The organism is Rhodoferax sp. (assembly GCF_028714215.1).
Taxonomy (GTDB): domain Bacteria; phylum Pseudomonadota; class Gammaproteobacteria; order Burkholderiales; family Burkholderiaceae_C; genus Rhodoferax.
In genome coordinates, this window is record NZ_JAQTMS010000010.1 from 73,963 (window position 1) to 87,608 (window position 13,646).

12 protein-coding genes are annotated in these 13,646 nt (G+C 62.8%); 4 read left to right on the top strand and 8 right to left on the bottom strand.

The genetic code is table 11. The features are described from left to right. Nucleotides 1–148 precede the first annotated feature (148 nt). The gene (locus tag PHS32_RS06995; RefSeq protein ID WP_301078208.1) at nt 149–1,864 is read left to right on the top strand and encodes a hypothetical protein; all 1,716 of its coding nucleotides are present in this window, start codon (nt 149–151) and stop codon (nt 1,862–1,864) included. Here PHS32_RS06995 and phoR read toward each other — a convergent pair. The 7 genes from phoR to pstS all read right to left on the bottom strand — a co-directional run bounded on the left by phoR (nt 1,861) and on the right by pstS (nt 8,723). Further along, nucleotides 1,861–3,216 (bottom strand): phosphate regulon sensor histidine kinase PhoR, encoded by a 1,356-nt coding sequence (gene phoR, locus PHS32_RS07000; protein ID WP_301078209.1) that lies wholly within the window; start codon nt 3,214–3,216, stop codon nt 1,861–1,863. The two genes, PHS32_RS06995 and phoR, sit on opposite strands and share 4 nt — an antisense overlap. A 44-nt stretch (nt 3,217–3,260) precedes the next feature. Beyond that, on the bottom strand, nt 3,261–3,983 hold the full coding sequence (gene phoB, locus PHS32_RS07005; protein WP_301078210.1) for a phosphate regulon transcriptional regulator PhoB: 723 nt from the start codon (nt 3,981–3,983) through the stop codon (nt 3,261–3,263). Continuing rightward, nucleotides 3,980–4,681: a phosphate signaling complex protein PhoU gene (gene phoU, locus PHS32_RS07010; RefSeq protein WP_301078211.1), complete on the bottom strand. Its 702-nt coding sequence runs from the start codon at nt 4,679–4,681 to the stop codon at nt 3,980–3,982. The genes phoB and phoU overlap by 4 nt, the downstream gene beginning before the upstream one ends. Before the next feature lie 159 nt (nt 4,682–4,840). Further along, nucleotides 4,841–5,620 carry a phosphate ABC transporter ATP-binding protein PstB gene (pstB, locus tag PHS32_RS07015; RefSeq protein WP_301078212.1) on the bottom strand — a complete coding sequence of 260 codons (780 nt, stop codon included), beginning with the start codon at nt 5,618–5,620 and terminating at the stop codon, nt 4,841–4,843. A 36-nt stretch (nt 5,621–5,656) separates the two neighbouring features. Continuing rightward, nucleotides 5,657–6,541 carry a phosphate ABC transporter permease PstA gene (gene pstA / locus PHS32_RS07020; protein ID WP_301078243.1) on the bottom strand — a complete coding sequence of 295 codons (885 nt, stop codon included), beginning with the start codon at nt 6,539–6,541 and terminating at the stop codon, nt 5,657–5,659. Nucleotides 6,542–6,603: 62 nt separating this feature from the next. Then, nucleotides 6,604–7,569 carry a phosphate ABC transporter permease subunit PstC gene (pstC, locus tag PHS32_RS07025; protein ID WP_301078213.1) on the bottom strand — a complete coding sequence of 322 codons (966 nt, stop codon included), beginning with the start codon at nt 7,567–7,569 and terminating at the stop codon, nt 6,604–6,606. A 110-nt stretch (nt 7,570–7,679) separates the two neighbouring features. Continuing rightward, a complete protein-coding gene (pstS, locus tag PHS32_RS07030) occupies nt 7,680–8,723 on the bottom strand; it encodes a phosphate ABC transporter substrate-binding protein PstS (RefSeq protein WP_301078214.1) in 1,044 nt (347 codons plus the stop codon). Nucleotides 8,724–8,950: 227 nt separating this feature from the next. Here pstS and PHS32_RS07035 point away from each other — a divergent pair, with 227 nt between their 5' ends. Next, nucleotides 8,951–9,433 carry a fasciclin domain-containing protein gene (locus PHS32_RS07035; protein ID WP_301078215.1) on the top strand — a complete coding sequence of 161 codons (483 nt, stop codon included), beginning with the start codon at nt 8,951–8,953 and terminating at the stop codon, nt 9,431–9,433. Nucleotides 9,434–9,524: 91 nt separating this feature from the next. Next, nucleotides 9,525–11,033 carry a Ppx/GppA phosphatase family protein gene (locus tag PHS32_RS07040; RefSeq protein WP_301078216.1) on the top strand — a complete coding sequence of 503 codons (1,509 nt, stop codon included), beginning with the start codon at nt 9,525–9,527 and terminating at the stop codon, nt 11,031–11,033. A gap of 2 nt (nt 11,034–11,035) precedes the next feature. Here the strand turns inward: PHS32_RS07040 and PHS32_RS07045 are convergent, their stop codons facing one another. Further along, nucleotides 11,036–12,832 carry a phosphodiesterase gene (locus PHS32_RS07045; protein ID WP_301078244.1) on the bottom strand — a complete coding sequence of 599 codons (1,797 nt, stop codon included), beginning with the start codon at nt 12,830–12,832 and terminating at the stop codon, nt 11,036–11,038. A 275-nt stretch (nt 12,833–13,107) separates the two neighbouring features. On the opposite strand from PHS32_RS07045, the gene PHS32_RS07050 reads away from it, so the two are divergent. Next, on the top strand, nt 13,108–13,563 hold the full coding sequence (locus tag PHS32_RS07050; protein ID WP_301078217.1) for a hypothetical protein: 456 nt from the start codon (nt 13,108–13,110) through the stop codon (nt 13,561–13,563). Nucleotides 13,564–13,646: the final 83 nt, after the last annotated feature.

Genomic DNA, 13,646 nt, shown 5'->3' on the forward strand with positions numbered 1-13,646 from the left:
AAACGCTTCTTGTCAAAGGCAGCCCGGGTCACCGCGCTGCCTTTTTTATTTGTCCGTCATGGCAGGCTGCAACGCGGCGCCAACGCGAGTGCCGCCAGGCGCTGACGAAAATCGGTTTTTGCCTTCCAACTTGCCTTAGTATTGCCGCGTGAATCAACCGACCCCCGCCATCGTCGCCCAGGGCGCCGTGCGCCGCTTGCCGCGTAGCGCGCTGCTGCTGCTGTGCATCGCCTACGTGCTGCCCGGCTTTGTCGGCCGCGCGCCCTGGAAGAGCGCCGACATGACGGCCTTTGGCTACATGGCCCAGATGGCCCGTGGTGCCACCGAATGGCTCTCGCCACGACTGCTGGACCTGCCGCCCGACGTCGACGCGCTGCTGCCCTATTGGCTGGGTGGCTGGGCCATGCGCCTGGCACCGGGCTGGATAACGCCTGATTTTGCGGCGCGCATCCCTTTTGGTTTGCTGCTGACGCTGACCCTGGTTGCCACCTGGTACGCCAGCTACTACCTGGCGCGCAGCCCGGCGGCACAACCTGTGGCGTTTGCCTTTGGCGGCGAGGCCTTGCCGCCTGACTATGCACGCGCCATGGCCGACGGCAGCTTGCTGGCCTTGATTGCCTGTCTTGGCTTGGCTCAGCTGTCGCACGAAACCACGCCGGCGCAGGCCCAACTCTGTTTTGTCGCCCTGACCTTTTTCGGCTTCACGGCCTTGCCCCATCGCGCCCTGCTACCCCTGGTGAGCGCCGCGCTGGGCCTGACCGGACTGGCCTTGTCCGGCGCGCCGACCATTGCCGCCTTGCTGGGCGGCGGCAGCGCCGCGATTTACCTGCTGGAGCGCGCCCCGGCGCCGGCTGCGGCGCGCAACAAGAGCTTGCGCGCGGGCGCCAGCATCGCGCTCTTGAGCGCGCTGGTGGTCCTGCTGGCGAGCGCGCTGGATTTGTGGCGCTGGCGCATCGAGTTGCCGCAGGCGAGTTGGGCCGAGTGGCGCAGCCTGGGGCGTTTGCTGCTGTGGTTCACCTGGCCGGCCTGGCCGCTGGCGCTGTGGACGCTGTGGCGCTGGCGTCATCAACTGGTTCAAAGCGCCACGCCGAGCCGCCATCTGACCTTGCCCTTGTGGTTTACCGGCGTGGCACTGGCAGCCACCTTCAGCACCGCGTCGGCCGACCGCTCCTTGTTGCTGGCCCTGCCGGCCCTGGCGGCCCTGGCGGCGTTTGCCTTGCCGACCCTCAAGCGCAGCGTTGCCGCGCTGATCGACTGGTTCACGCTGCTCTTTTTCTCGGGCTGCGCTTTTACCATCTGGGTGGTCTGGATCGCCATGCAGACCGGGGTGCCCAGTCAACCCGCCGCCAACGTGGCACGGCTGGCGCCGGGGTTTCAACCCAGCTTCTCCCTGTTCCCCTTTGTGCTGGCCACGGCCGCGACGCTGGCCTGGGCCTGGCTGGTGAAATGGCGCGTCGGCCGGCACCGCGCCGCGATCTGGAAAAGTCTGGTCCTGCCGGCCGGCGGGGCGGTACTGTGCTTTGTGCTGCTGATGACCTTGTGGCTTCCGCTGCTCGATTTCGCGCGCAGCTATGCCCCGCTGGTGCGCCGCGCCATGGTGCTGCTGCAAGCACCGGGCTGCGCCGAGACGCACGGCCTGAGCCGCGGCCAGATCGCCGCTTTTCAATTCCATGGCCACTTGACACTCAAGCCGGCCACAGCGGCCGCCAGTTGCCCTTGGTTGATCGTCAGCCAGGACGCCCTGCCAACGCTGCCGGAAGTGGTTGACCCGGCCAACTGGCGCTTGCGCGGCAGCGCCCAGCACCCAACCGACAGAGATGAGACGGTGCTGATCTTTCAGCGCGTGGCGGCAACGCCGCGCTAAGCTCTGTCCGGCTGGGCCCGGACGCGACCGGCCGGGAAAGTGATGATGAAAGTGGAACCCACGCCGGGTTTGCTTTCAATTCTCAGCTGGGCGCCGTGGCGCTGCAGCACGTGCTTGACGATCGCCAGACCCAGACCGGTGCCGCCGGTATCGCGCGAGCGGCTGTGGTCAACCCGGTAAAACCGTTCCGTCAGGCGCGGCAAATGTTCCGGTGCAATGCCGGGGCCGGTGTCGGACACCGAAAACTCGGCCCGACCATCGGGCAGCAACACGGTGCGCACGCCGATTTCCCCGCCGGCTGGCGTATAGCGAATGGCATTGCCCACCAGGTTGCTCATGGCGCTGGCCAATTCGGTCGGCGCGCCGGCAATCTGGAGCGCCGGCGGAGCCTCGAACAGCAGCCGGTGGACCGGCTCCGAGGCCGGGCTCAGCACGGCAGACAGGGCCCGTCCATCCTGCTCCAGTTGCGCCGTCAACGCCGCCACCGAGACCCAATCCGAGTCACCCGGCGGCGGACTGCCTTCCAGGCGCGACAAGGTCAACAGGTCGCTGACCAGGGTCTGCATCCGTTCGGCCTGCTGCGCCATCAAGGCCAGATAACGCTCGCGCTCCGACTCGTCCAGGGGACAGCTCTGCAGGGTTTCGACAAAACCGGTCAGCACCGTCAATGGCGTGCGGATTTCATGCGACACATTGGCGATGAAATCACGGCGCATGGCCTCCGCCTGCTCCAGCGCGGTGACGTCGCGGGACAGCAGCAGCAATCGGCCCGCGCCATAGGGATGCAGGTGCACCGACAGCCGGACCGGCCGGGTCGGCGAGTTCTCGCGCCCCGGCATCAGGACTTCACTCTGGTAATCGTGACCGGAAAAATAACTGGCAAAGGCGGGGTCGCGCACCAGGTTGCCGATGTGCTGGAGCATGTCGCGCTGGGCATCCAGACCAAAATGCGATGCCGCCATCGAGTTGAACCATTCGATCCGCCCCTGCGCATCGAGCAGCACGACGCCGTTGGGCGAAGCCTGAAAGGCCGCCAAAAAATCCTGCAGGCGATGCTGGCTCTCCAATGCGGCCTGCTCCCGGACCCGAATCAGACGGCGCACCCGGTCCGACACCTCGCCCCACAAGCCGGTGCTCATCGCGGCGCTGGAAAACTCATCGGCACGCAGCCAGCGCAGCAGACGCCCGGCACGCGACAGATCGATCAGGAACCAGCTCAAGCCGGCCAGCAGCAGACCGGCCGCCAGACCTTCCAGTTCACTGGTCGCGCTGTGGCTGGCGGAGGCCGCCAGCCAACCGGCCGCGCCTCCCGCAAGCTGACAGGCGATGAAGGAAAAAATTCGCCAGAACATGGTTGGTTCAGAACGGCGGCCAGGACTGCGCCGGTCTCTTCAGATCAAACGCCGGCCCGTGCCGAGACGGCGGACGCGGTTTGCGCCGTCAGTCGATAACCGGCACCGCGCACGGTCTCTATCATTTGACCGGCGGTGCCGCCCAGCGCCTCGCGCAGGCGTTTGACATGCACATCCACCGTGCGCTCCTCGATGAACACATGGTCGCCCCAGACCTTGTCCAGCAACTGCGAGCGACTGTGCACGCGTTCGGCATGTTTCATCAGGTAGTGCAGCAGCTTGAATTCGGTCGGACCGAGCTTGAGCAACTGGTCTTCGAACGAGACCCGGTAAGTTGAGGAATCGAGCGACAGCGCACCGATGGCAACAGTGCCCCCCACCTGCTCGGGCGAGCGCCGGCGCAGCACGGCCCGCACCCGGGCCAGCAGTTCCTTGGTGGAAAACGGCTTGACGATGTAGTCGTCGGCTCCGGCGTCCAGACCGGCCACCCGGTCGGTTTCATCGCTGCGCGCCGTCAGCATGATGATGGGAACCGCCTTGGTGCGCGGATTGCCGCGCCAGCGCTTGGCCAGCAACAGTCCGCTCTCGCCCGGCAACATCCAGTCCAGCAGAATAACGTCCGGCAGCACCGCATCGAGCTCGCGTTGCGCCGAGGCGCTGTCCATGGCCCAGGTCGGACGAAAGCCGTTGTGCCGCAGGTTGACCGCAATCAGCTCGGCAATCGCCGGCTCGTCTTCAACAATCAAAACGCCCGGTTGATGTCTCATTTCAGCACCGATTCAATCTGTTCCATCGAGGTGTGGCGGATGTCCGCCCCCTTGACCACATAAATGATGAACTCGGCAATGTTCTTGGCATGGTCGCCAATGCGCTCTATAGCTTTTGCCAGGAACAGCAAATCCAGACTGGGCGAAATCATGCGCGGGTCTTCCATCATGTAGGTAATCAGCTTGCGCACGAAACCGTTGAATTCCTGATCGATCAGATCGTCTTCCTTCAGGATCGCCACCGCTGCCGCGGTATCGAGCCGGGCAAAGGCGTCCAGCGCCTTGCGCAACAAACCGGAGGCCATGTCGGCCGCCACCCTGAGTTCCAGCGCGGGCAGCGAACGCGGCGAGCCGCTTTGAATGATGGAGCACACCATGCGGGCAATTTTTTCCGCCTCGTCGCCGACCCGTTCCAGGTTGGCGGTGGTTTTGGAGATCGCAATCAGCAGCCGCAAATCGCGCGCCGTGGGCTGGCGCCGCGCAATGATGCTGGACAGTTCGCGGTCGATATCGACCTCCATGGCGTTGACGCGCGACTCGGTGGCGATCACCTGATTGGCGACCTCGACACTGAACTGCGACAAGGCATAGATCGCCTGCTGGATCTGCGACTCGACCAGACCGCCCAGTTCCATGACCCGGGTCGAGACGGCACTGAGTTCGCTGTCGAACTGCGTGGAGAGATGTTTTTCAGGCATGTGTGCTCCTAAATACTTTAATCGGTTGGGGACAGAGCTTGCCGACATCCAACATCTGACAACCGGTTGGGGACAGAGCTTGCTCGCTACGCGTAGCTGCGGTCTGTCCCGCAAGGTTTCTGACTTGGTAACTGCGGTCTGTCCCACAAGGTTTCAGGTTCATCCGAACCTGCCCGTTATGTAATCTTCCGTTTCCTTGCGCGTGGGCTTGAAAAACATCTGCTCGGTGGAACCAAACTCGATCAGGTCGCCCAGGTACATGTAGGCGGTGTAATCGCTGCAGCGCGCCGCCTGTTGCATGTTGTGCGTCACGATCACCACCGTGTAGTCGCTCTTGAGCTCGGTGATCAACTCCTCGATCTTGGCGGTCGAGATCGGGTCCAGCGCCGAGCAGGGTTCGTCCAGCAACAAGACTTCCGGCTTGATCGCAATGCCGCGCGCAATGCACAGCCGTTGCTGCTGCCCGCCCGAGAGGCTGGCGCCACTCTGGCTCAATTTGTCCTTGACCTCGGTCCACAGGGCCGCCTTGCGCAAGGCCCACTCGACGCGCTCTTCCATGTCGGTGGTGTGCAGCGACTCGAACAGTTTCACGCCAAAGGCGATGTTGTCGAAGATCGACATCGGAAACGGCGTCGGCTTCTGGAACACCATGCCGACCTTGGCGCGCAACAGGGCCACGTCCTTCTTGCTGGTCAATAAATTTTCGCCATCGAGCATGATTTCGCCCTCGGCGCGCTGCTCCGGGTACAACTCGAACATGCGATTGAAAACGCGCAGCAGGGTCGATTTGCCGCAACCGGACGGACCAATGAAAGCCGTCACCTTGTTTTCCGGGATTTCCAGATTGATACCCTTGAGCGCGTGAAACTTGCCGTAATAGAAATCCAGATTCCGGACAGAAATCTTGGGCGTTTCCGGCCTGGCAATGGCAGTATTCATGTTCAGCCTATTCCTGTGGTTTTGGCAGCGACCGACTCAGGTCCTGCTGCGGGTTAAAACCCGGGCCAGAATGTTCAGGCCCAGCACCGCGATCGTGATGATGAAGACACCGGCCCAGGCCAGCTTTTGCCAGTTCTCATAGGGACTCATGGCGAACTTGAAGATGGTGACCGGCAGACTCGCCATCGGCTCGCTCAAGCTCGAAGTCCAGAACTGATTGCTCAGCGCCGTGAACAGCAGCGGCGCGGTTTCACCCGCAATCCGCGCCACCGCCAGCAAAATACCCGTCACGACGCCGGCCCGCGCCGCCTTCAAGGTGATGCTGACAATGACTTTCCATTTCGGCGCCCCCAGCGCATAAGCGGCCTCGCGCAAACCGGCCGGCACCAGTTGCAGCATGTTCTCGGTGGTGCGAATGACCACCGGAATGACGATCAAGGCCAGCGCCATGACGCCGGCATAGCCGGAGAACGACTTGAAACGCGTCACCACCACGGCGTAGACGAACAACCCGATCACGATGCTGGGCGCCGACAGCAGGATGTCGTTGACGAAACGCGTGGTTTCGGCGAGCCAGCCCTTGCTGTCGAACTCGGCCAGGTAAATGCCGGCCATGATGCCGATCGGCGTGCCGACAAAAGTGGCCAGCAAAACCATCAGGAACGAGCCGTAGATGGCGTTCGCCAGTCCGCCCGCGTCATTCGGCGGCGGTGTCATCTGGGTCAGGGTGGCCAGCGACAATCCGCTGACGCCCAGCCGGAAGGTTTCAATCAGGATCCAGAACAGCCAGAACAAGCCGAACGCCATCGCCGCCAGCGACAGCGCCAACGCCACCTGGTTCACCAGCTTGCGCTGCGCATAGCGCGCCTGGCGCATCTGTTCCAGCGCGGCGGCGCGCAACAGCAGCTCAGCGGTGCTCACTGGAGTACCTTCGTGCTGCGCACTGCGGTGCGAGCTTGCTTGGGGACGGCCCGGCGCGGCGCTCATGTCTTGGTTCCTTCGTTCTTCCTGAGCTGCGAGAGCAGTATCTTGGACAGCGTCAAGACCACGAAAGTGATGAAGAACAGCACCAGGCCGAGGTACATCAGGGAGGCCTGGTGCAGGCCCTCGCCGGCTTCCGCAAACTCGTTGGCCAGTGCCGAGGTGATGCTGTTGGCGGCCTGGAACAGGCTCAGGGAGTCAAGCTGGTTGAAGTTGCCGATGACGAAGGTCACCGCCATGGTTTCTCCGATGGCGCGCCCCAGGCCCAGCATGATGCCGCCGACGACCCCGGCCTTGGTATAGGGCAGGACCACCGTCGAGACCACCTCCCAGGTGGTGGCGCCCAGCCCGTAAGCCGATTCCTTGAGCAGGGTCGGCGTGACCTCGAACACATCGCGCATGACCGCCGCAATGAACGGGATGATCATGATCGCCAGAATGATGCCGGCCGACAGAATGCCGATGCCCACCGGCGGACCGGAAACGAAAGCGCCCAGCACCGGCACGCCGGCAAACAAGGCCTGCAAGGGCTGCTGAACATAAGTGGCCAGCAGCGGACCGAACACCAGCAAGCCCCACATGCCGTAAACAATGGAGGGAATCGCCGCCAGCAGCTCGATGGCGGTGCCCAGCGGGCGTTTCAGCCAGGCCGGAGAAAGCTCGGTCAGGAACAGCGCAATGCCAAAACTCACCGGCACGGCGATCAGCAAGGCGATCAGCGAGGTCATCAAGGTGCCGTAGATCATGACCAGCCCGCCGAACTCCTCCTTCACCGGATCCCAGGTGGTGCTGGCGAGAAAGCCAAGACCGTACTTGCTGATGGCCGGCCAGGCACTGATGGTCAGCGACAGCAGAATGGCCGCCAGCAGGCCCAGGGTCAGGCAGGCCGCGCCTTTGGCCAACCAGCCAAAGAGACGGTCCGCCAGGGGGCCGGAACGGGCCGACTTTGCCGGGGGAGGATTGGTCATGACACGTCCGGAGGATCTTGCAGAAGGGTTGACAGGCAACTGATTGACCGGAAGTGTAGTTGACACGTGCTTGCTCTCCCTGGAAAAAGGCCCGCTGCTTCAGCAACCGCTTACTTCAGAGCCACCGGCTTGCCGGCCGCATCCTTGACCTGGCCCCAGGCTTTTTCAATCGCCACGACAACGCTGTCGGGCATGGCGACGTAGTCCAGATCAGAAGCAATCTTGCCGCCGTTCTTGAAAGCCCAGCCGAAAAACTTGAAGGTCTCAGTGGCATTGGCCGGCTTGTCCTGCTTCAGGTGCATCAGGATGAAAGTGGCGGTCGAAATCGGCCAGGCATTCTTGCCGGGCTGGTCGGTGATGAGCTGGTAGAACGACTGGTTCCAGTTGGCACCGGCCGCGGCGGCCTTGAAGGTCTCCTCGTTAGGCGCCACAAATACGCCGTCGTGGTTCTTCATCAAGGTGTAAGTCATCTTGTTTTGCTTGGCATACGAGTACTCGACGTAGCCAATGGAGTTGGGCAGACGAGCGACAAATGCCGCCACGCCTTCATTGCCCTTGCCGCCCGCGCCCAAGGGCCAGTTGACGGCCGTGCCCTCGCCGACCTTGGTCTTCCACTCGGGATGGACACGGCTCAGGTAGTTGGTGAAATTGAAGGTGGTACCGGAGCCATCGGCGCGGCGCACCGGGGCAATGGCGACATCCGGCAAGGCCAGGCTGGGGTTCAACGCCTTGATGGCGGCGTCGTTCCATTTGGTGATCTTGCCCAGGTAGATATCGCCCAGCACCTGGCCGTCGAGCTTCATTTGGCCCGGTGCAATACCCTTGACGTTGATCACCGGCACGGTGCCGCCGATCACGGTGGGAAACTGGAACTGTCCTTTCTTGGCCAACACATCGTCCGTTTGCGGCATGTCCGAGGCACCGAAATCAACGGTTTTGGAGTCGATCTGCTTGATGCCGGCACCGGAGCCGACCGATTGGTAGTTGATCTTGACGCCGGTCGCCTTGTTGTAGTCGGCGGCCCATTTGGCATAGACGGGAGCCGGGAAGCTGGCGCCGGCGCCGGTAATTTCCTGCGCGCTGGACAGACTGGCGTAGCACATGGCCAGGGCGCCCGCCATGCTGATCAAGGAGATTTTGAAACTGGTTTTCATCGCGATACCTTTTGAGTTGAACAAGAGAGGACTTTGGCTGCTAGCTGGCAAATATAAGTAGCTTGTGTGACAGTAATGTGACATTTATCAGTTTCTGGCGCGAATCAGGCGGCGTCGATGCCGCGCTGTCCCGGCTCGCAAGGAGTGCGCACAAAGTCATCCCATCGTCACAAAGCTGTCACACGGCAACACTACGCTTGGGTCTTCATTTTTCAGGAGTACCTTGCATGTTCAACCGCCGCTTTTTCAGCCTTGCCCTGATCGCCGTCGCCGTGACCGGCTGCGCCTCTGTGGCCACCCCGGTCTCGGTCGCCGACAGCATTGCCAAGAACCCATCGCTGAGCACGTTCAACGGCTTGCTGGCGCAGGCCGGCCTGTCGGCCACCCTGCAGGGCGCCGGTCCGTTCACGGTCTTTGCGCCCAGCAACGACGCGTTCAAGGCGCTGCCGGCCAAAACCATGGACGACCTGACCCAGCACCCCGACAAGCTGAAAAGCGTGCTCAGCTATCACCTTGTGCCCGGAAAACTGGCAGCGGCAGACATCAAAAACTCGTCCGTCAAGACCTTGAACGGCGCCCCGGTGGCGCTGGCCAGGGCCGGCGACTTTGTCACGGTTGAACAAGCGGTGGTCCAGAGCGCCGATGGCCAGGCCGGCAACGGCGTCGTTCACGTCATCGACAGCGTGCTGCTGCCGCCGCACAAAAAGTAACACCGCCAGAGGGTGGGTCGCAGCATGATCGCCGGTGACGGGCGCAGTCCCAATGCTATGCTGAGCGCTGAAACACAGGAAACCATAGCTGATGCAAGAAGGAACACGCCTGGCCGCGGTGGATTTGGGGTCGAACAGCTTTCGCCTCGAAATTGGACGTATCGAGCACGACCAGTATTACCGCACCGAGTATTTGAAGGAAACCGTCCGCCAAGGTAGCGGCCTGGATGGCGAGCGCAACCTGACACCGGAGGCAATGCAGCGGGGCTGGGATTGTCTGGCCCGTTTTGGCGAACGTCTGGCCGGCTTCGACAGCGCCGCCGTGCGTGCCGTGGCCACCCAGACCCTGCGCGAGGCGCACAACCGCGACGAATTCCTGCTGCCCGCCAATGCCGTGCTGGGCTTCCCGATCGACGTCATCTCGGGCCGGGAGGAAGCCCGCCTGATCTACCAGGGGGTGGCCCATGCGCTGCCGCAGGGCGGCGAGCGCCGCCTGGTGATCGACATCGGCGGCCGCTCCACCGAACTGATTCTGGGCCAGGGCTTCAAGCCCCGGCTGATGGAGTCCTACCGGGTCGGCAGCGTGGCCTGGTCGACGCGCTATTTTCCGAACCAGCAGTTTTCCAGACACGCGTTTCAAATGGCCGGCATTGCGGCCAAGGCGGTGCTGGACGAAGCCCTCAATGCCTACCGGCGCGCCGACTGGGAAGTGGCTTATGGCTCGGCCGGCACGGTGGGCGCGGTCGGTGACGTGTTGCTGGCCGCCGGCTGGCCCGCCGGCGTCGTCACGCTGGAGGGTCTGGACTGGTTGCAGGACAAACTGATCGCCGCGCAAAGCGCGGACCGGATCCGTCTGGCCGGCTTGAAAGAAGACCGGCGGCCCATTATTGGCGGCGGCTTGAGCATTCTGCGGGCGGTTTTCGAATTGCTCCAGATCGATCGGATGCAGCTGGCAACCGGCGGCCTGCGCCATGGGGTTCTGTTTGACCTGGCCGGCAACACGTCGGACCAGACCGATGTGCGTGCCAAATCGGTGCAACGGCTGGCAAGCAAATTCGGCACCGATGAGGTTCATGGCCTGCGCGTCGGAAAAGTAGCGCTCCATTTGTTTGCCCAATTGCACCCCCAGGCAGCGCCGCAGGACCCAGCGGAGGAGCAACGCCTGAGCCGAAAATTGGCCTGGGCCGCCCAGTTGCATGAAATCGGTAGCCAGATCTCGCACAGCGACTACCACAAGCACGGCGCCTACATTCTGGACAATTCGGATGCCCTGGGTTTTGCCCTGTCCGAACTGCACAAGCTCAGCCAGCTGGTGTTGGGGCATCGCGGAAAACTGCGCAAGCTGGAGGCCGACTTCGAAGACGAAACCTTCGTACAGCAGTTGCTCTGCCTGCGCCTGGCCGTCATTTTGTGCCACGCCCGGCGCGACCCGGACCTGAAAGGCCTGACATTGACCCGGGCGACGGAGAACAGCCACAGCTTCCACCTGGGTTGGCGCGCCGGCTGGGCGCAGACCTTTCCCCAATCGGCCCACTTGCTGCGCGAGGAGGTGCTGGCCTGGCAGAAAACCCCCTGGTCTCTGAGCCTCAGCGGCTACTGACCTCAGCAGCTACTGACCTCAGCGCTTTCAAGTACCAGAAAACCGGACCTGGCGGTCTTGGCCTCGTGTTTTGCCCGCGCCGCCACGGAGGCCACCTGCTCCGCGCTGGCATATTCATCGGAACGAATCCTGACCGCGCCTATCGACAAGGTGGTCAACGGGAAAAACCTTGAGACCCCGTGCCGGTCTTCCGCATGAATGCCTCCCGCCGCGCGCGCGGCCTCGTCGAACAAATCCACCGCGCGCGCGGCAAATTCGCTGACGATGTTTTGACATTGCTGCTGCCAGTCGGCGCTCTGGTACAGGATGATGAAGTCGTCACCGCCCACATGGCCGACAAAATCGCGCTTCGGATCGCAGTGGGCCAGCGCCAGCCGGGCCAGCAGCCGGATCATTTCATCGCCGCGCCAATAGCCGTACTGGTCATTGAAGGGCTTGAAATTGTTCAAGTCCGCGTAGCACGCGACAAATTCGGCACCGCCCGCCAGCAGGCGTTCGATGTGCTGGCTGATCGGAATATTGCCGGGCAGGAAAGTCAGCGGATTGGCGTGCCGGGCCGCCTCGATGCGTGTTTCCGTCACCGAGCGGACCAGTTGTTCCCCGGTGCCCAAGCCGACGTAGCGGCCGTTTTCCGTGACGATGAAACCGTCCGTCAGATAGCGCTGGTCATCGGAGGTGAGGATGCCGATCAGCTCATCCACGTTGTGGTTGCGCTCGATCAGGCGCGACGCCAGGTTGGCATGCACCAGACACGGCTTTTTGCCCCACACCTCACGGTAGTACAGCTTGCTGTATTCGTTCATGAAATTGGAGCGGTTGATGATTCCGACCGGCCGGTGGCCATCCACGACGGCCACCGCGTGCAGCTTTTTATGATTCAAAAACAAGGCCACCAGTTCATCGTTGCTGGTGCTCGGGGTCACGGTTGGCGCGTCCAGCAAGGCAATGCGGCTCAGCACGCCACTCTGCGACGCCCGGCGCAACTCGGGAAACACCGCCACCCGGCGGTCCCGCATCACGGCCAGCGCGCCCGCCTCGATCTGCTCGCGCGGCAACAGCGCCGGCCGCCCCAAAAAATAGCCCTGGCCGCAATCGATGCCGAGGTCGCGCAGGAGCCGCAAATCGTCTTCGGTCTCGATGCCTTCGGCCACCAGCGCGGTCTCGAACAGCGCGCCGATTTGCTGTAGCGCCTGAATGGTCTTCAACTTGTCGGCGTGCTGGCTGAGGTTCTTGGTGAAGTACTTGTCGATCTTGACGAACTCGGGCCGCACTTGCGACCAGAGCCGCAGACTGGAGCGGCCATCGCCAAAATCATCCAGCGCGATCGCCACCCCGGCGGAGCGCAACTCGCGCACCATGCGCGCTAGGTGGTCCATGTCGGCGACCCGCTGGTACTCGGTAATCTCGAACACCAGCTTGCGCGGCAAGACACCAAATCCGTTGATCAGTTCCAGCAGGGCGGCGCGTCCGTATTGTTCGAGAATCTGCACCAGCACCTCGGCACTGATATTCACAAACAGACGCCCGGCTTCCACCAGCTTGCCCCAGCGTTGACAGGCAGCGATGACGCAATGGTTTTCGAACTCGAAGTTCAAACCCTCCTGTGCCGCTGCCGTCAACAAGGCATCGGGCGTGTGCAGCGCAGTGTCTTGCGGCCCCCGGATCAGCGCTTCGTGCGCGTAGATGGAACCGTCGCGCAGCGACACAATCGGCTGGAATACCGGATACAGTCCTTCGCCGCGAATCAAGCCGGCCAGGGCGCCCCGCCCGCGCCGCACCGCATCCGACAGCGCCGGCATGGACCACGCTTTGGCGCGCGCACCGGGGCTGATCTCCACCACGCTGGAAAAAAACTCGATCGCCGGCAATGCCGTGGTCACCGCCTGCTGCGTCATGCTCATCTGGAATTCCATTGTTCAGGGCTCAGCTTGCAGTCTAGGAGCAGTGGATGACAAATTCGTGACAAGACCGTGGCAAAACCATGACCACCCAAATACCACGCAAGCAGGCGCCAGCGGGCTCCAAATAAACGGTATAAACTGTATACCCCGTTTATTCAGAGGACTTATTCACCATGACGACAGCCAAGAAGAAAATCACAACCAGCCGTCCCGCCAGAACCGTGACTGCCACTGCTGCCGCGGTCGCGCCAGCGCCGGCGACCCCGCTGCGCGCAACCCCAGTTGCCAGCAAGGCCAAACAGAAAACAGCTGCAAAAATGCCGGCCGCCCAGCCGCTTGCCAAAGCAGTGACCAGGACGCCGGCCAAGCCAGTGCTCAAGAGCAAGGCGGAAAAACCGGTGAAGGCGAAGAAGCCGAAGCTGGTGCGCGACAGCTTCACCATCCCGAAGGCTGAATATGCAGTGATCGACGAGCTGAAACAGCGCGCCGGCAAACTGGCCCATGCCGTGAAGAAGAGCGAATTGATCCGTGCCGGCATCAAGGCGCTGGCCGCCATGCCCGACGCGGCGTTGCTGGCCGCCTTGAAGGCGGTGCCGGCGATCAAGACCGGGCGCCCCAACAAGGACTGACACCCCCCAGGGAAGCATCACAAAGTGCCCCAGCGCCGCGACGCGGTCTGCTGGAGCACGTAGTTGGAGCGCGAGATGCTTTT